This window comes from Microbacterium halophytorum, from assembly GCF_002970975.1.
GTDB classification, from domain to species: domain Bacteria; phylum Actinomycetota; class Actinomycetes; order Actinomycetales; family Microbacteriaceae; genus Microbacterium; species Microbacterium halophytorum.
In genome coordinates, this window is the sequence record NZ_PNFA01000005.1 from 1 (window position 1) to 18422 (window position 18422).

14 protein-coding genes are annotated in these 18422 nt (G+C 70.6%); 3 read left to right on the top strand and 11 right to left on the bottom strand.

From position 1 onward, the window contains the following. Positions 1 to 254 precede the first annotated feature (254 nt). Both C0010_RS05605 and C0010_RS05610 read left to right on the top strand, forming a co-directional pair. Positions 255 to 1490: a threonine synthase gene (locus tag C0010_RS05605; protein WP_105566094.1), complete on the top strand. Its 1236-nt coding sequence runs from the start codon at positions 255 to 257 to the stop codon at positions 1488 to 1490. Between the two features lie 14 nt (positions 1491 to 1504). After that, positions 1505 to 2176, top strand: a complete 672-nt coding sequence (locus C0010_RS05610; protein WP_105566095.1) for a GntR family transcriptional regulator — start codon at positions 1505 to 1507, stop codon at positions 2174 to 2176. 26 nt (positions 2177 to 2202) lie between these two features. On the opposite strand, the gene C0010_RS05615 is transcribed toward C0010_RS05610, so the two are convergent. From C0010_RS05615 to C0010_RS05655, 9 genes are all read right to left on the bottom strand, one after another. Next, a complete protein-coding gene (locus tag C0010_RS05615; RefSeq protein WP_232531752.1) occupies positions 2203 to 2985 on the bottom strand; it encodes a DeoR/GlpR family DNA-binding transcription regulator in 783 nt (260 codons plus the stop codon). Between the two features lie 131 nt (positions 2986 to 3116). After that, positions 3117 to 4541 carry an aldehyde dehydrogenase family protein gene (locus tag C0010_RS05620; protein WP_232531755.1) on the bottom strand — a complete coding sequence of 475 codons (1425 nt, stop codon included), beginning with the start codon at positions 4539 to 4541 and terminating at the stop codon, positions 3117 to 3119. A 21-nt stretch (positions 4542 to 4562) separates the two neighbouring features. Continuing rightward, complete coding sequence (locus tag C0010_RS05625) at positions 4563 to 5378, bottom strand: carbohydrate ABC transporter permease (RefSeq protein ID WP_105566098.1); 816 nt, start codon at positions 5376 to 5378, stop codon at positions 4563 to 4565. Further along, on the bottom strand, positions 5375 to 6316 hold the full coding sequence (locus C0010_RS05630; protein ID WP_198410843.1) for a carbohydrate ABC transporter permease: 942 nt from the start codon (positions 6314 to 6316) through the stop codon (positions 5375 to 5377). Before C0010_RS05630 ends, C0010_RS05625 begins: the two co-directional genes overlap by 4 nt. Positions 6317 to 6320: 4 nt before the next feature. Then, complete coding sequence (locus tag C0010_RS05635; RefSeq protein WP_105566099.1) at positions 6321 to 7634, bottom strand: ABC transporter substrate-binding protein; 1314 nt, start codon at positions 7632 to 7634, stop codon at positions 6321 to 6323. A 38-nt stretch (positions 7635 to 7672) separates the two neighbouring features. After that, positions 7673 to 8557: an aldolase gene (locus C0010_RS05640; protein ID WP_105566100.1), complete on the bottom strand. Its 885-nt coding sequence runs from the start codon at positions 8555 to 8557 to the stop codon at positions 7673 to 7675. 21 nt (positions 8558 to 8578) lie between these two features. Then, on the bottom strand, positions 8579 to 9490 hold the full coding sequence (locus tag C0010_RS05645; RefSeq protein ID WP_105566101.1) for a PfkB family carbohydrate kinase: 912 nt from the start codon (positions 9488 to 9490) through the stop codon (positions 8579 to 8581). Further along, positions 9487 to 10728 (bottom strand): AGE family epimerase/isomerase, encoded by a 1242-nt coding sequence (locus C0010_RS05650; RefSeq protein ID WP_105566102.1) that lies wholly within the window; start codon positions 10726 to 10728, stop codon positions 9487 to 9489. The genes C0010_RS05645 and C0010_RS05650 overlap by 4 nt, the downstream gene beginning before the upstream one ends. Positions 10729 to 10759: 31 nt before the next feature. Continuing rightward, complete coding sequence (locus C0010_RS05655) at positions 10760 to 11866, bottom strand: Gfo/Idh/MocA family protein (RefSeq protein WP_105566103.1); 1107 nt, start codon at positions 11864 to 11866, stop codon at positions 10760 to 10762. Between the two features lie 213 nt (positions 11867 to 12079). On the opposite strand from C0010_RS05655, the gene C0010_RS05660 reads away from it, so the two are divergent. Next, positions 12080 to 13858, top strand: coding sequence for an acetyl/propionyl/methylcrotonyl-CoA carboxylase subunit alpha (locus C0010_RS05660; protein ID WP_105566104.1), 1779 nt, complete (start codon positions 12080 to 12082; stop codon positions 13856 to 13858). 94 nt (positions 13859 to 13952) lie between these two features. Here C0010_RS05660 and C0010_RS05665 read toward each other — a convergent pair whose 3' ends face one another. Together C0010_RS05665 and C0010_RS05670 are read right to left on the bottom strand one after the other, a co-directional pair. Continuing rightward, positions 13953 to 14672 (bottom strand): potassium channel family protein, encoded by a 720-nt coding sequence (locus C0010_RS05665; RefSeq protein ID WP_105566105.1) that lies wholly within the window; start codon positions 14670 to 14672, stop codon positions 13953 to 13955. 184 nt (positions 14673 to 14856) lie between these two features. Further along, positions 14857 to 18420 carry a choice-of-anchor I family protein gene (locus tag C0010_RS05670; RefSeq protein ID WP_105566106.1) on the bottom strand — a complete coding sequence of 1188 codons (3564 nt, stop codon included), beginning with the start codon at positions 18418 to 18420 and terminating at the stop codon, positions 14857 to 14859. Positions 18421 to 18422 lie beyond the last annotated feature (2 nt).

The window sequence follows — 18422 nt, forward strand, 5'->3', positions numbered from 1 at the left end:
ACCGATGACGACCTCGCCCGAGCACAACACCTGTTGAACACACGCGCTCGGAAGACCCTCGACTACTGGACCCCGAGTGAGAAGCTACGAGAAGCAATAGGCGTTGCACTCGAAACTTGAACCCGCCTGGGATTTCAGGGCGAGATCTGCGACTCGGGCGGGTGCGTTCATCGCTCCACTTCGGGGGCTTGTCACCCCGATGGGGCTCCGGTACTCTCAGATTAGATTTAAAATCTAGTCAAGGGAGACTCAGGATGGCATCGACGCGATTCAGTTACCTCACCGGCCTGCGCAGCAGCACGTCCGGAGACTCGTACGACCCGAGCACCCCGCAGAACCTCTCGGCCGAGGGCACGACGCTGTTCGCGCAGTACGACCTCGACGGGGTGCGGGATGCCGTGACCCCCGACGTCATCGCGCGGCGCGCGCCCGACCTGTGGCGCTATCACGAGCTCCTGCCTGTGCAGGACCCCGACCGCGTCCACGGCTTCGGGGAGGGCATGACCCCGCTGATCGACCTGCCCGCTCTGGGCAAGAAGCTCGGCATCCCCCGCCTGAAGCTCAAGGACGAGTCCCCCCTGCCCACCGGAACGTTCAAGGCGCGCGGCGCCGCCGTCGGCGTGGCGAGGGCCGCCGAGCTCGGCCTGAGGCGGCTCGCCATGCCCACCAACGGCAACGCCGGAGCCGCGTGGGCGACGTACTGCGCCCGCTACGGCATCGAGCTCGCGGCGATCATGCCGGTCGACGCGCCCGCGATCACCCGCTCGGAGGCCCGGTTCGCCGGCGCCGACGTCTCGCTCATCGACGGGCTGATCTCGGATGCGGGCCGCGCCGTCGGCTCGCTCGTCGCCAGGGGCGAGCACTTCGACGTCTCGACGCTGAAGGAGCCGTACCGCGTCGAGGGCAAGAAGACGATGGGGCTCGAGATCGCCGAACAGCTGGGCTGGCGCGTGCCCGACGTGATCCTGTACCCCACCGGCGGCGGTGTCGGCCTGATCGGCATCTGCAAGGCGCTGCGCGAACTGCAGCGGCTGGGCTGGATCCCGTCGGACAAGATGCCGCGCCTCGTGAGCGTGCAGGCCTCCGGATGCGACCCGATCGTGCGCGCGTTCGAGGCGGGCGCTGAGAACGTCGAGCCGCTCGCGGACACGAAGACGCTGGCGTTCGGCGTCAACGTGCCGACGCCCGTCCTGGGCGCACCGAGCGTGCTCGACGCCGTACGGCAGACCGGGGGCACGGCCGTCCGGGTGAGCGACGAGGACGCCGTCGCCTCGCTGCGCACCATCGCCGAGGAGGAAGGGCTCCTCCCGTGCCCCGAGGGCGCGACGACGATCGCTGCCGCTGCCGAGCTGCGCCGCACGGGGTGGATCGCCGAGGACGACGAGGTCGTCCTGCTCAACACCGGTGCCGGCAACAAGTACCCTGATGTCGTCGGTGTCACGCTCCCGCTGCTCGACCGCGAGGGGGCGCCCACCGGCATCCGAATGTGAGAGGCGGAGCGCGGATGGACGACGGCGCCGAGGGCGCTCCGGTGGCGCGCACGAGCCTGACCGACGCCGCATACGCGGCGATCCGCGCGCGCGTGCTCGATCGGCGCATCGCGCCCGGCTCACGCCTCACCGTCCGCCCGCTCAGCGACGAGCTCGGCCTGTCCGCCACCCCGATCAAGGCCGCTCTCGGGATCCTGGCGCGCGAGGGGCTGATCACCTCGGAGCTGCACCGCGGTTTCTTCGTCCCCGTGCTGCACGACCGCGACGTGCGCGAGATCTATCAGCTGCGCGAGGCGCTCGACGCCATGGCCGCCGAGCTCGCGGCCGCGGACGACGCCGCCGACGGGGGGCTGATCAGCCTCTGCGAAGCACAAGCAGGCCACCTGGACCGAGGCGAGATCGACGAGTTCCGCAGGGCCGACGTCGAGTTCCACCGCCGCATCTGGCTCGCGAGCGGCAACTCGCGCATCCTGCGCGCCGGAGAGCCCTTCCTCGACCAGATGCTGCTCAGCAACGCCCTCTCCGTGCGGCAGCCTGGCCGCAGCCGGCAGTCTCTGGCCGAGCACCGCGCCGTCGTCGAGGCGATCGCCGACGGCGACGCCGCCCGCGCCGCCGCCGTCGCGCGCGAGCACATCCGGCACTCCTGCGACGCGTACTTCGCGGCGCTCGCCGACAACAGGGGTTAGCCGGGATGCGCTGCTGACCCCGGCACCTACGGCAGCCGGTCGGCGACGACCACCTCGACGCCCTCCGCGTCGAGCGCGTCCGCGATCGGCCGCGGCGGCGCGGCCTCGGTGACGAGCGTGTCGACCTCGCGGAGCCCCGCCAGTCTGACGAGATCGGTGCGGCCCATCTTGCTCGACGTGGCAACGAGCACGACGTGGTCGGCGGCCGCCATGATCGCTCGCTTGGTCGCCCGCTCGAGGTTCCGCTCGATGTAGAGCCCCTCCTCGTCGATGCCGGCGACGCCGACGAACGCCGTCTCGGCACGGAGCCCCGCGAGGTTGTCGATCGCCATCGAACCGACGAACGCCTGGCTGTCGTGCAGGAGCTGGCCGCCGAGCGAGATCGTCGTCGCGTTCGGCAGCTGCAGCGCGATCTGCATGACGGGCGCCGAGTGCGTGATGAGGGTTCCGGAGAAGCGCGTCCTGAGCGAGCGCGCCACGGCGTACGTCGTGGTTCCCGCATCGATGAACACTCGCTCGTCGACGTCGATCAGGGAGTTGCAGGCCGCGGCGATCGCCTGCTTCGCGTCCGCGTCCTCACCCGCCCTGGCCGCGAAGCCCGCGCCGTGCATCGTGCCGTGCGGAAGCATCAGCCCGCCGTGGACCGAACGGACGGCGCCGAGTGCGGTGAGCCGGCGGGCGTCGCGGCGGATCGTCATGTCCGAGACGTCGTGCTTCGCGGCGAGCTCGGTCGTCGACACGAAGCCCCTCTCCTTGAGGTCCTGCACGATCGCGCGCTGCCGCGCCATCATACCGTCTCCGGCTGCCACCTTCGGCCACCTCTTCCTTCCGGGCGACGAGCGCACCGGTGTCATGCCGCCGCCAGTGTACGACCGGCATACCGCTGATGGGCGGTGGCGCGCGCACCGGGCGCAGCCCCGCGCAGCCCCGCGCAGCCCGCTCATATCCGCCAGGCCATGTACTTCGGCTCCGTGAACTCCTCCAGACCGATCGATTCGCCCTCGCGCCCGAGCCCCGACTGCTTCACTCCGCCCATGGGCGCGAAGGCGACCGAGGGAAGCGGGTCGTTGACGCCGACGATCCCTGCCTCGAGCCGTTCGGCGACGCGCCAGCAGCGCGAGGCGTCGGACGAGAACACGTAGGCGGCCAGGCCCATCTCGGTGCCGTTCGCACGCGAGACGGCCTCGTCCTCCGTCGCGAACGGGAAGACGCCGGCGACGGGCCCGAACACCTCCTCGCGCGCGAGGCGGGCGTCATCCGGGACGTCCGTGAACAGCATCGGCCGCACGAAGAAACCGGAATCGGGCACCACGCGCGGGGTCGTCGCCTCGACGGCTCCGCGCCTGAGGGCGTCCTCGACGATCGAGCCGACGGCGTCGACGCCCTTCCTGTCGATCATCGGCCCGAGGTCGGGGGTCGGCTCGGCCAGGCCGTCGCCGATCGTCATGGCATCGAGCTTCGCCGCGAGCTTCTCGACGAACTCGTCGTGGATGGCCTCGTGCACGATGAAGCGATTGGCGCCGACGCACGACTGCCCCGTGTTGCGGGTCTTCGCGAGCACGGCGGCGTCGACGGCCGCGTCGACGTCGGCATCGTCGAAGACGATGAAGCCTGCGTCGCCGCCGAGCTCGAGCATCGGGCGCACGACGCGCTCCGCGGCCTTCGCCATGATGGCTCGGCCGACCGTCGTCGACCCCGTGAACGTGACGACGCGGACCGCCGGATGCTCGAGCAGGGCATCGGTGATCTCGTGCGAGGGGCCGTGCACGAGCCCCAGCACGCCCGCCGGGACCCCGGCGTCGGTGAACGCCCTGATCATCTCGGTGACGGCCAGCGGCGCGCGCTCGGACACGCGCACGACGACGGGGCATCCGGCGGCGAGCGCGGGCGCGAGCTTGCGCGCCTGGAGCGAGCACGGGAAGTTCCACGACGTCAGGCTCACGACGACGCCGGCCGCGCGGCGCGAACTGAGGTGGCGACGCGCGGCGTCCTCCTGCGCATAGACGCGGCCCTGCGGCCGACGGGCCTCCTCGGCGAACCACCGGATGTACTCGGCCGAGAAGTTGAGCTCCCCCACTGCCTCGGGGAGCCGCTTGCCCGCTTCCGCGGCGAGCAGCGGCGCGATCTCGTCACGCCGCTGCGCGAGCAGGTCCGCTGCCCTCAGCAGGATGTCGGCGCGGGCCCGGCCTGGCAGGCCTGCCCAGGCGTCGAACGCGCCCGCCGCGGCGTCGGCCGCGCGCCGGGCATCGTCCGCCGTCCCCCAGCACACGTCGCCGACGACGGCTCCCGTGCCGGGCGACGTCACGTCGCGCCGGGTTCCGAGCGCCGACCAGACGCCGTCGATCAGGGTGGTCTCGTTCTGCATTTCGATCTGCCTTTCCGTCGTTCAGCCCTTGACGGCGCCGCTCGTCATGCCGGCAACGAAGTATCGCTGCAGGAAGACGTAGGCGATCACGATCGGGATCGACGACAGGACGACTCCCGCGAACAGGAGCGGATAGTTGGTCAGGTACTCCCCTTGGAACCGCAGCAGAGCCAGCGGCAGCGTGGCCTTCTCGTCGGACGAGACGAACAGCAGAGGGTAGAGCAGCTCGTTCCAGTGCATGACGAACAGGAACGTCGCGGTCGCCGCGAGCGACGGCGCCGAGAGCGGCATCGCGATCGACCAGTACGTGCGGATCGGGCCGGAGCCGTCGATCTCCGCCGCCTCGTAGAGGCCGTCCGGCAGGGTCTTCATGAAGCCGCCCAGGATGAACACCGCGACGGGGAGCGTCGCGACGATGTTCACGAGGATCAGGCCGAGCTGCGAGTCGAGCAGGTTCAGGCGCCCCCACAGCACGAACTGCGGGATCATGTTCGCCTGCGTCGGAACGGACATGCCCGCGACGAAGAAGCCGAGCAGCAGCCATCCCCTCCACCCGGGGATGCGGGAGATGCCGTACGCCGCGAGCGACGCGATGAAGAGCGTCAGCGTCACCGAGCAGAGCGTGATCACGGCGCTGTTCCCGAAGGCGGTCGCGAGGTTGCCGCCGGTGAGCACCTCCTGATAGTTCGCGAACTCGGGGGAGGTCGGGATCGAGAACGAGTTCTCGAAGATCTCCTGGGTCGTCTTGAAGCTGCCGGTGAACACGACCAGGAGCGGCACCGCGATGATCACGGCGTAGATCGCGAGGACGACGCCCCGCGAGATGCGGCCCGTCATGATTCCCCCCTCTGGATCAGCCGGAGGAACCGGCGCACGAGGAACGTCATCACGAGGATGAACACGATGAACAGGACGGACTCGGCGGCCGCGTATCCGAACTGCGAGTCGGCGAACGTCGAGTAGATGCGCGTCGACAGGATGTCGAGCGCCCGGCTGGGCGGGTTGCCCGAGATGCTCAGCACCACGTCGAACGCCTTGAACGACTGGATCGTCGTGTACGCGACGACGATCCCCATCGCCGGCGCGATCAGGGGCCACGTGATCGAGGTGAAGCGGCGCCACGCGCCGGCGCCGTCCACCTCGGCCGCCTCGTACAGCTCCGCGGGGATCGCCTGGAGCCCGGCGACGAAGATGACGATCATCATGCCGGCGTGGAACCAGATCTGCGTGACGGCGAGCCAGTAGATGGCGGTCACCGGATCGCCGAGGAACGCCGATTGCATCCCGTCCAGCCCCACGGCGCCCAGGACCGAGTTGATGACCCCGAAGTTCGGGTCGTAGACGAACTTCCAGATGAAGCCGACCGACACCGACGACAGGATCGTCGGGAAGAAGTACAGCGCACGCAGGAACACGTTCGTCTTCGTGTTCTTCACGAGCAGCACCGACATCGTCAGCGCGACGGCCGTCTGGCCGATCACGACGGCCACCATGAACTTCAGGTTGTTCGCGAGGGCGTTCGTGAAGAGCGAGTCCCCCGTGAACGCCCTCGTGAAGTTCTCCATCCCGACGTAGTCGAAGGCGGCGCTGTAGCCGTCCCAGTTCGTGACGGAGTACTGGAACGTCTGCAGCGTCGGCAGGACGAAGAAGATCACGTACAGAGCCAGGGCTGGCACGGGGAACAGGTAGAGCAGGGGCGAGACGCGGCGCCCCGATGTCAGGAAGCGCCTCTTCTTCGCCGCGCCCTGCGTGACGATGAGCCTGGTCGAGGTCACGGCGTCAGCCCTGGGCCGCTACCCGCTCGTCGACGATCTTCTGCGCATCCTCCGCAGCCTGCTCGGGGCTGGTGCCCGTCATCGCCGCCAGGCCCGCGGCCTCGACCGCGTTGCGCATGTCTGTGTCGAGGAACTGGAACCGCGGGGCGAGCATCAGCTCGCGCTCGAGCCACGGCGCGATGCGCTGCAGGTCCTCGTTCTGGTACTCGACGCCGGCGACCGAGGTGTGCTGCGCCGTCGCGTCCCCGTAGAACCCGGCGTTCTCCGGCTGGCTGAGGAACTCGAGCCACGCGAGCGCCGTCGCCTGGTTGTCCCCGGCCGAGTTGAGGCCGAGGATGAACGTCGCGTTGTAGATGCCGACGTAGTCGCCCTCCCCCTCGGCGTTCGTCCGCGCGGGCACGAGGTCGATCGGGAACTCGGCCCCGAGCTCGCGGGCCGCCGCGATGTGGTAGCTGCCGGTCGAGAGGATCGCGGCGTCGCCCGTCACGAACATCTGCTGCGCCGGTTCCACCGCGGTGCCCGCCGCGTTCGGCTGGATGTACGGCGCGAGCTCCTCGTAGTGCCTCAGCACTTCGAGGAACCAGTCGTCCGTGCACTTGTACTCCCCCGACTGCACGCGCGCGAACATGTCGTCGGTCGGCCCGAGGTTCATGACCATCGAGTTCATGAGCTGACCCGCGTTGCCCGCGTCCGCGCCGGGGAACGCGATCGGGGTGATCCCCTTCGCCTTGATCTTCTCGAGCATGTCCATGTAGGCGTCCCAATGGGTCGGCGCCTCGGTCACGCCGATGCTCTCGAGGATGTCCATGTTGGCGATCGGCACGTTGTACACGACCTGGTAGGGGTAGCCGTACTGCGTGCCGTCCCTGCTGCCGTCGGCGATCAGCGCCGCCTGGTACTTCTCCGTGAGCCCCGTGTCGTCGAGCGGAAGGAAGAATCCTGCGGAGACGAACTGCTCGAACTGATCGCCGCGGAACGCCGGCGCGACATCGCCGATGTCGCCGCCGCGCAGGCGCCGGAGCGCCTGCGCCTCGTAGTCGACCGACGTCGAGATGTCCTGCTCGACCGTCACGCCGGGGTTCTCCTCGACGAATTTGGCGATGAGCTCCTCGAAGGCCTCCCTGTCCTCGCCGCGCCAGTGCGCGAACGACAGGTCGCCCCCGATCTCCCCGCTCGTGTCGACGCCTTCGGCGCCGCCCCCGCCGCCCGGTGCGGCACCGGGGCCGGCGCAGGACGCGAGCAGGATTCCGAGCCCCGCGGTCCCCGCGGCGCCCAACAGCTGGCGGCGCGTCGGCTGCCATTTCTCAGATGCAGACATATCCCCACAACTCCGTTGTCATCGGTATCACTCGTCGGTCAGTTCTCGGCGCCGACGGATTCGTCGGCCACCGCCGCGAGCCTCTGCAGGCGCGCGACGGCGTTGGTGCTCAGGTCGGCCGCGACGTCGTCGGCGTCGAGCGATGGCGCCCACACGGCGCGGCCCGCCAGGAACCCGGATGCCCCGGCACCGCACGCGATGCGGACGGCCTCGGGGAAGCGGTCGGGCGCGACGCCCGACGACAGGATGACCCACGGCCCGTCGATCGCCGCCGTGAGCCGCGCGCACTCGACGGCGAGCTCGGCATCGTCGGCCTCGCCGCGCCGCGGCATCTCGGCCTTGTACAGGTCGGCGCCGAGGCCGCCCAGCTCCGCGGCCGCCGCATGCACGCCGGCGTTCCAGTCCCAGTCGCCGCCGCCCAGCGGCGCGCGCGAGACCGGCTCGATGATGCTGGCGAGGCCGGCGTCGCGGCAGATGCCGATGAACTCCTGCGTCATCGCAATGCGCTCATCCGGAGCCTCGTCGGGCCGCCACAGCACGAGCAGCTTCAGCGCGACGGCGCCGCGGCGCTTGAGGTCGACGGCGTCCACGAGGCGGTCGATCGTGACCCGGCCGACGAGCTCGTCGTGGGCCTGTTCGAAGTGGTCGGCGGAACCGATCAGGCCGCACGACGCGTCGACGGCGCCGCGTTCGATCGCGGCGTCGAGGGCGAACTGCCTGTCGATCAGCACGGCGGATGCATGCGGCGTCAGCACCCGCGCGGCCGTCAGCTTGAAGTCGACGAGGTCCTCGTCGGTGACGGGCCCGTCGCTCCGCTCGGCGAGCATGTTGCGCAGGGCTTCGCGCTGGTCGACCGCGAGCATCGCGAACGCCCCGGATGGTCGGCGCAGCGGCGCCAGCACGTCGATAGCGGTGTCGGTCATGTGGTTGTCCCGTCCTCTCGGTCAGCGCGCGAGCGCCGACATCGTCTCTTCGTGGTCGGGGATCCGGCTGCGGCCGTCGATCCCCCTGCATGACAGGGTCCCGACCGCCGTGGCGTATGCGACGGCCCCGGCGAAACCGCCGTCGATCGAACCGTCATCGGCGCGGAGCAGCCCCGCGATCAGGGCGCCGTGGAACACGTCCCCCGCGCCGAGCGTGCTGACGAGCTCGGCCTCCGGCGGCACGGAGCTCGCCCGTTCACCGTCCGCACGCAGCCCCCTCGAGCCGCGCCCGCCGTCCGTGACGACGACCGCTTCCGCCCCATCGTCGATCGCCCTGCGCATGTTCTCGTCGAGGTCCCCCGCGCCGTACCGGCGCTCGAGCGCGTCGCGCGTCGGCGCGTACAGGGCCGTGCCGTCGAGCTCGAGGCCGGGGATCTCATTCCCCGCATCGATCGAGAGCCGGATCCCGCCGGCGACGCGGCCGCGCACATCGCGGACCGCGCGCCAGCCGTGCTGGTCGACGTGCGTCCACTCGGCGCCCGCCATCAGTTCGAGCGCACGCCCGTGGCCGACGAGGTCGAGCGGCGGTCCGACGCGGTTCATGATCGCGCGCGCCCGCTCCTCGCCGCTGATCACGACGATGCTGCGCGACGTCGCGGCGCCCGGCACGACCACGATGCCCGAGACGTCGACGCCCTCGGCCGCGAGGCGGGACACGACCCGCTCGCCCTCCTCGTCGTCTCCCACGGCCGCGACCACGGCGCTGGGAACGCCCAGGCGCACGGCGGCGACGGCCGCGGTGGCGGCGGGCCCTCCCCCGCCGAAGACCATCGCCGATGCGACGACGCGCTCGTCCGCACCCGGATACTTCTCGACGGTCGCGATCGAATCCTCGGTCGCGACGCCGACGAAGACGGCCCTCGGCGCGGTCATCGCGGCACCGAGTCGAGCAGGCCGGCGGCGAGCGCGGGCGCCATCGCAGGGGCGAGCGGCAGCCGCGGCACGAGCAGGCAGTGCATCAGGTGGTAGATGTCTGGCTTGCCGTCCCATACCTCGGTCGACACGACGTTCTCGGGCGAGAGCTCCTGCCACCACGACCCGTTCTCGGTGTCGATCAGGTGGTTCTTCGCGTAGTCCCAGAAGCGCTGGTACCAGTCCTCGTACTGCTGCTCGCCGGTGACGGCGTGCAGCGCGCTCGCCCCGCCCATCGCCTCGACGACGACCCAGCGGATGCGCGCCCGGACGACGGGCTCGCCATCCCAGCCGACGGAGTACACGAAGCCGGGGTTGCCGTCGGGCTCCCACGCATCGCGCACGGCCGCCTGGAAGACGCCGACCGCGTCCTCGCGGAGCCACTCGGGCGCGTCGATGCCGCGGTCGAGCAGCGACTGGCGCAGGGACAGCAGGAGCCTCGCCCACTCCGTCCAGTGCCCCGGAGTGCCGCCGTAGGCGCGGAAGCGGTGCGCGCGGTTGTCGGAGTTGTAGTCGAACAGCGGGTTCAACCGCTCGTCGAAGTGCTCGACGACGCGGTAGTGGTTGTTCCTCGCGACGTCGTGGATCACCTTCTCGCTGATGCTCAGCGCGCGCCTGAGCCACGTGTCGTCGCCCGTGACGTCCGCGACGACGAGGAAGGCCTCGACGGCGTGCATATTGACGTTGCCGCCGCGGTACGCCTCCGTCTCGGTGAACGCCTCGTCCCACGACTCCAGACTGATCTGGTTCTCCTCGTCCCAGAACCGCTGCTCGAACAGGGCGATCGCGTCGTCGAGCAGGTCGCTCGCCCCCGGGCGACCCGCGGCGGTCGCGCTCGCCGCCGCCAGCAGCACGAAGCAGTGCGCGTACCCGGGCTTGGAGCGGTCGACGGGGCCGTCGTCGTCGACCTCCGCGTACCAGCCGCCGTTGACGCGGTCGCGCAGCGGGCCGTTCAGCGACCGGATGCCGTGATCGACGTACGAAGCCGCTCCCGGCCGGCCCAGCAGTGCCGCGAGCGAATAGACGTGCACCATGCGGCTCGTGATCCACAGCTCCGTATTCTTGTCGTCCCTGACGACGCCCGAGTTGCTGAGCCAGCCGAAGCCCGTCGGGACCTTCGCGGCGCGGCCGAACTCGAACGTGCGGTCGGCCTCGGCCTCGAGCCAGCGCGCGTGGGCGGGGGTGTTGAGCCACTTCATCCGGTTCTGCTTCCTTCGTGGTTCCGCGTGGTCAGTTCGTCGCAAAGCGGAGGTCGACGGGCGCATGCTCCGCCGCGGACCGTTCGGCCGCCAGCCCCATGAGCACGGCGCGGAGGCCGTCCTCGAGCGTGACCTCGACGTCGGCCTCGCCGCGCACCACCTGCTGGAACTTCTGGTGCTCGAAGAAGGTCGACCCGTAGTGGCCGCCGGCGGCCTCGAGCTCGGGATCCACGGCGATCTCGTCCGTCGCCGGCCCCTGTGGGTCGCGCGGGCTGAGCGTCACGTACGAGTTCGCGCCGGCGCCGCCCCAGTGGCTGCTCGCCACGGGGACGCCGACCTCGACCTTGGCGACGTCGCCCGTCACCGAGAGGTGCTCCTGGAACTGCGTGCCCTCGGCGAACATGCAGAGGTTGAGCATGGCCCTGGCCCCGCCCGCGAAGTCCACCGTGACGAACGCGTTGTCGAGGATGTCGGGAACGTGTCCGTCGTAGTCCTCGTCGCGGTGATTCACGTCGGCACCCCCGGACGCGTAGATCCGGATGGGCTCGTCGCGCAGGATCAGCCGCATCAGGTCGAAGAAGTGGCAGGCCTTCTCGACGAGCGTGCCGCCGGTGCGCGCCGCGTATCGGTTCCAGTTGCCCACCTTCTGCAGGAACGGGAAGCGGTGCTCCGTGATCGCGAGCATGCGCGGCGTGCCCGTTCTGCCTGCGTGCACGTCGTCGATGAAGCGCTGCATCGGCGGCATGTACCGGTACTCCATGGCGACCCAGATCGGTGCTCCGTAGCCGGCTGCGGCCGCGCGGAGCCCCTCCGCGTCGGCTGCGCTCGTGACGAGCGGCTTCTCGACGAGGATCGGCAGCTCGGCGCCGGTGGCGAAGACGTCCAGCAGGATCCGCGCGTGGGTGTCGTTCGGCGTTGCGACGATCAGCGCGTCGAGGTCTTCGGCGGCGAGCATCTCGCCGTGCGACGCGTATGCGGGGACATCGGCAGCGAGGAAGCGCCCCGCCTCGGCGAGCGACGGCCCGTGCGGGTCGGCGATCGCCGCGATGCGGGCGCCGTCGAGCTTCTCCAGATACCGGATGTGCTCGCGCCCCATCGTGCCCGCCCCGACCAGCCCGTAGCGAAGTTCGCCCGCCATGTCACCGTCCTCATCGACTGTGTGTTGCTTTTCCAACGTCAAGTGTTGGTATTCGAACAGTCACAGCATGGCCCGCTCGCCCCGACGTGTCAAGACCCTCCGCCGCACCTGGTGCACCACCCGCACACGTCGTAGGTTCCCGCAGACGAGTTCGCCGTTTTGTTGTCCGAGTCACTCAAAGGGGCACGCCCGTGCCGAAGTAGGCTGAAACCCATGCTCGATAGCCGCGCCATTCGCAAGGTCCTCATCGCCAACCGCGGCGAGATCGCCGTCCGCATCGTCCGGGCCGCGAGCGACGCCGGTCTCGGGTCGGTCGCCGTGTACGCCGACCAGGACCGCGACGCCCTGCACGTCAAGCTCGCCGATGAGGCGTACGCGCTCGACGGCGAGACCAGCGCCGACACATACCTCCAGATCGACAAGATCCTGTCGATCGCGCGCCGCTCCGGCGCCGACGCCGTGCACCCCGGCTACGGCTTCCTCGCCGAGAACGCCGAGTTCGCGCGCGCCGTCGCGCGCGCGGGCCTGACCTGGATCGGCCCGTCGCCCGAGGCGATCGAGTCGCTCGGCGACAAGGTCACGGCGCGCCGGGTCGCCGAGAAGGTCGGCGCCCCCCTCGCGCCGGGCACACCGGGGCCCGTCGACACGGCGGAGGAGGTCGTGGAGTTCGCCGAGCAGGTCGGCCTGCCGATCGCGATCAAGGCGGCGTACGGCGGCGGCGGGCGCGGCCTCAAGGTCGCCCGCACGATCGATGAGGTGCCCGAGATGTTCGAGTCGGCCACGCGCGAAGCGATCGCCGCCTTCGGCCGCGGCGAGTGCTTCGTCGAGAAGTACCTCGACAAGCCGCGCCACGTCGAGACCCAGTGCCTGGCGGACGCCGCCGGCAACGTCGTCGTCGTCTCCACGCGCGACTGCTCGCTGCAGCGCCGCCACCAGAAGCTCGTCGAGGAGGCCCCCGCGCCGTTCCTCACCCCTGAGCAGAACGAGATCCTCTACAGCGCCTCGAAGGCGATCCTGAAGGAGGTCGGCTACGTCGGCGCCGGCACGTGCGAGTTCCTGATCGGCGCGGACGGCACGATCTCGTTCCTCGAGGTCAACACGCGCCTGCAGGTGGAGCACCCCGTCTCGGAGGAGGTCACGGGCATCGACCTCGTCCGCGAGCAGTTCCGGATCGCGGCGGGCGAGGAGATCGGATACGGCGACCCCGAGCCGCGCGGCCACTCGTTCGAGTTCCGCATCAACGGCGAGGACCCCGGTCGCGGCTTCCTGCCGCAGCCGGGCCCCATCCACGTCTTCAAGACCTTCGGTGGGCCGGGCATCCGGCTCGACTCGGGCGTGACGGCGGGCGACAGCGTGTCCGGCGCGTTCGATTCGATGCTCGCCAAGATCATCGTGACGGGCCGCGACCGCGCCGAGGCCCTCGAGCGCTCGCGTCGCGCCCTCGCCGAGTTCGAGGTCGCTGGTCTGCCCACCGTGCTGCCCTTCCACCGCAAGGTCGTCAGCGACCCCGCGTTCACCGCCGAGAGCGGCGAGTTCGGCGTCTACACGCGCTGGATCGAGACGGAGTTCGTCAACGACATCCCCGCGTGGGACGGCGAGCTGGCCGCGCCGGCCGAAGCCGAGGCGCGTCACACCGTCGTCGTCGAGGTCGCCGGCAAGCGCCTCGAGGTCTCCCTGCCCGACCGGATCACGACGAACAGCAGCCAGGGCGGTCGCCCTGCCGCCGCTCCCCCGTCGCGCCGCTCGCACTCGGGCGGCGCCGTCTCGACCGGCGCTTCCGGCAACGCGCTGAAGTCGCCGATGCAGGCGACCGTCGTGAAGGTCGCCGTCGAGGACGGTCAGGAGGTCGTCAAGGGCGACCTCGTGCTCGTGCTCGAGGCGATGAAGATGGAGCAGCCCATCCACGCGCACAAGGACGGCACCGTCTCGGCGATCGACGCACCCGTCGGCGGCACGATCTCGGCGGGCCACGCGCTGCTCGAGATCGCCTGACCCGTTCATCGCCGCGGCGGCCCCGACCGGTTCCGAGCCGGGCGGGGCCGCTGTGCGTGCGGCCGACGCCGTCCGGCCGCACAGGCCAGCGCGGTCATTCGGCCCCGCGTTCGCGCAGCATCGCTTTCAGCTCCGCGATCTCGACGCGCAGCGCGGCCACCTGGCGCGCGTCATCCGCATCCTCCTCGTCGTCCCGCGCCGAGAGCTTCTCGACGATCCACGACGTGATCGTCGCCGTCGCCGAACCGATCAGCGCGATGCCTCCGATCATCAGGGCGGCGGCGATCAGCCGGCCCGCGGTCGTGATCGGGGTATAGTCGCCGTAGCCGACAGTGGTCAGGGTCACGAGCGTCCACCAGAGCGCCTCGCCGAACGACTCGATCGCCCCGCCGTGCCCCTCCTCCGCATTGAGGATGGCGAGCGCCGCCACGAACATCACGAGCAGCGCCGTGCCGCCCGTGTACAGGGCGACTCGGCCCCGCAGCGCGTTCCCCGCATTGCGCCCGACGATCGCGACCGCGGTGGCGAAGCGCAGGAGCAGGAGCAGCCGCAGCATCGGCAGCACGACGATGACCAGGTCGAGGAGGTGCCCGGCGAACCACCGGCCCCGCGGAGCGGCGACGCTCAACCGAACCGCATAGTCGACGACGAACACGACCCAGGTCGCCCAGATGATCGCGTCGGCGACACCCTGCAGCGGGCTGTCCGGAGGCGTCAGCGTGCCGACGGCGAAAGCCGCCAAGAAGAGGAGCGACGCCGCCATCAGCGGCCATTTCGTGCGGCTGACCCACCGCTCGTACCGGGTTCCGTACATGGCTGACAGAGTATCGAGGGCGCGGCGCCGGAACGACGTGCAGCCGCGCCGGAGCTCGGTTTCACAACCACGCGTCGACACGCTTCGAGTCACGGAGCGGAAGTCCGCGGGGCTCGTCGAGGCCTCGAACGCGCGAACGCGCCCCGCCGTGCGGCGGGACGCGTTCGCGGAACGACGGCCGAGGCTACTCGGCCGCGCTGCGGCGGCGGATCGCGAGGAAGACCCCGCCCGCGCCCAGCATCAGCAAGGCGACGATGCCGACGCCCCACGCGACGTTCGCACCCGTGACGGCGAGCTCGCCGTCGTCCGAGCCGCTGGCGTCCGAGCTGCCGCCGTCGGTTCCGGCGTCGGTTCCGGCGTCGTCCGTACCGGCGTCGTCCGTACCGGAGTCGTCCGTACCGGAGTCGTCCGTACCGGTACCGTCGGTGCCGGGGTCGTCCGTACCGGCGTCATCCGTGCTCGAGTCGTCCGAGCTGGTGTCGTCGTCCGAGCCGTCGACGGGGATCGCCCGGCCGAGCGGTGCGGGGTCGACCACGTCGTGCTCCGCGAAGTAGTCGACCGATGCCGTCAGGTCGACGAGGCCGGAGTCGGCCGTGCCGACGCCCTCGGCGAAGGTGGTGAAGTTGTCGCCGCCCGAAGCGACGAACGAATTCGTCACGACGAGGATCTCGTCCTCCGGCTGCACCTCTTCGCCCTGGTAGGTCATCGAGACGATGCGCTCGCCCTGCTCGGCTTCCTCGACGTACTCGTAGGAGAAGCCCTCCGAGACGCCCAGGTGCAGCTTCGAGCGCTCCGAGCCGTCCGGCTGCCACTGCTCCTCGAGCACGCCCTCGAGCTGCTCGCCCGTCAGCGTCGTGGTCACGAGCGTGTTCGCGAACGGCTGCACGTTCGCGACGTCGCGGTAGGTGACCGTGCCGTCCTCGCCGTAGCGCAGGTCGTCGCGGAGCCCGCCGGGGTTCATGATTCCGATCTGCGCGGGCTCAGCGCCGCCGTACTTCGAGTACTCGCTCGCCGACCACAGGTACATGTCGGCGACCAGGTTGCCCATGCTCGACTCGACGCCGCGGTCGTCGCCCGCCGGCTCGCCGCCGCGCAGGATGTCGGCGCTGATCTTGCCGACCTCGACCGAGCCCTCCTCGTCAGCGACCAGGATCGCCTCGTCGACGATGTCGCGCACGGCCTCGTTCTCGGAGAACTGCGGCTCCTCCTCGACGACGAGCGGCACCGACGTGCCCTCGATCGAGACGAGCTCCTGGGTCTCCGAATCGACCCGGATGTCCAGGGCGCCGAGGGTCGTGCCGTACTGGTGCGACGAGATCACGGGGCGCGGGGCGCCGTCCGGACCCGCGATGTCGCAGTCGTAGAGCTGGTGCGTGTGGCCCGAGACGATCGCGTCGATCTCGGCCGAGGCGCCGCGCACGAGCTCGCCGTAGGAGGTGCCCTCTTCGGCGATCGCGTCGCACTGGTCGCCGCCCGAGCCCGAGTGGGTGAGCAGCACCGTGACGTCGGCGAGGTCGTTCTCCGCGATCTCCTCCGCCACGCGGTTCGCCGCCTCCACCTGGTCGCCGAACTCGATGTCGGCGATGCCGGCCGGGCTGACGAGCGTCGAGGTGTCCTCCGTGACCGTGCCGATGAAGGCGACGTCGACGCCGTCGACGGTGCGGACGGCGTACTCGGCGAGCGCGGGCTCCGTCGTTCCCTTCCGGTACACGTTCGCGCCGAGCGCGAGGTCCTCGCTGCCGAAGCGCGGGATCACCCGGTCGGTGAGGTCGTCGAAGCCTCCGTCGAACTCGTGGTTGCCGACGACGCTGACGTCGAGGCCCGCCTCGACGAGCGCGTCGATCGTGGGGTTGTCCTGCTGGATGAACGACGTGAACGTCGATGCGCCGATGTTGTCGCCCGCCGAGGCGAACAGCGTGTTCGGGTTCTCGGCGCGGTACTGGTCGATCGCGCCGGCGAGCACGGCGGCGCCGGCCTCACCGTTGCGGAGGTTCGGCTCGATCCGGCCGTGGAAGTCGTTGATCGTGAGCACCTGGATGTCGGTCGTCGCCGACTCCTCGGCGGTGGGCGCGACCTCGAACATCGTCGTGGTGCCCGACACCTCGTTGCCGACGGCGATCATCGCCTCGCCGCTGGGCGAGGACTCGGCCGGGATGAACTCGATGCTCTCGGGGCCGAGGTCGCCCGCCTGCGCCAGCACGGCGCTCGGGTCGTCCGCGTCCTCGACCGAGACCGAGAAGTCGCGGTTGTTGACGTAGGTGACGAAGGCCGAAGCGGCCGGGTCGGTCACGTCGTACACGGCGATGCCGCCGACGCGCTCGTTCGCCACGAACGCGTAGGTGCGGCCGTCGACCGTGCCGATCTCGACGGACTCGGGCTCGGGGCCCTTGTCGTCGCTGCGGCCCTCGGCGTTCGACTCCGAGTGGTTCGAGTTGGCGAAACCGGGCGCGGCCTCCGCCGCGATCCGCTCGAGCTCGGCGGCCGAGTCGTAGACGACCTCGCCATCGGTCGTCCAGATCGAGAACGAGCGCGCGCCGAAGGCGGAGAGCTCCTCGTAGCATCCGGCCTCGGCGTCGAAGCCCTCCTCGATCGAGACGTTCAGGCGCCCGAGGTCCTCGTCGCCCAGGTCGTCAGCGAGCGAGCTGGTCTCGCAGACCGGGCCGTACCCCTCCTCTTCGAGGTCCTTCACGCGCACGGACTCGACGTAGTCGCCCCACTCGCGGGCGTCGCCCTCGTTCGCCGTGACGAGGTAGGTCTCACCGCCTGCCTCGTACGCGCTGATCGCGTCGGGCATCGGGATGCCGTACAGCCCGTCGTACGTGCGCTGCTCGAACTCGGGCGTGCCCTCGGGGTCGCGGTCCGACGGATCGAGGGGGATCTGGCCGTGGTCCTTGTTCGGCAGCGCCAGGATGTCGGTGACCTCCGCGCTCGCGATGTCGACGACCGCGATGGAGTTGGCCTCCTGCAGCGTCGCGTACGCGGTGCCGCCGGCCGTGGCGATGTACTCCGGCTCGAGGTTGCGCGAGACGGGCAGGTCGTCGCCGTGCGGCGCGGGGCCGAACACGCGGACGCCCTCGGGCAGCGCGTCGCCCTCGAAGGCGTGGAAGTCGGCGGTGCGCACGTCGGCCTGGGCCGGTGCGGCGATGCCCTCGGGCAGCGCGACGACGCCGATCGAGCCCTCGGGGTCGAGCGAGAAGTCCTCGGCGGGCTCGCCCTCGTTCGCCACGAGCGCGTATGCGCCGTCGGGCGAGATCGTGACCATGTCGGGCAGCGCGCCGACCTCGACGGTGCCGAGCACGGCCGCGTCGGCCGAATCGGCGTTCGCGTCGAAGAAGAGGAGGTGACCGGCGTCGGTCTTCGTCTCCGCCTCGAAGGCGATCACGCCGAGGCCGTCGTCGCGGACCGCAACGGAGTTCGCGACACCGGCGGAGCCGATCCGGAACAGCTCGGTCATGGCGGCGGGGTCCGCGGCATCGAGCACGGCGACGGCGCCGGCCTGCGCGTTGACGACGAACAGGCGGTCGCCGTACGCCTGCACGATCTCGGCGGCGGACTCATCGAACACCCCCGTCTCGAAGCTTCCTACCGGGTTCAGCGAGACCGCGGCGCCGTCGGCGGAGACGCTCAGCGGCTCGGCGACGACCGCGGCGTTCGCGGCGGTCATCGGTACGACCGCGAGCGAGCCGATTGCGGCCGCGGTGGCGAGCGTCGCGATAGCGCGGCGCCGCCGTGGGCGGAGTTCAGGCATGT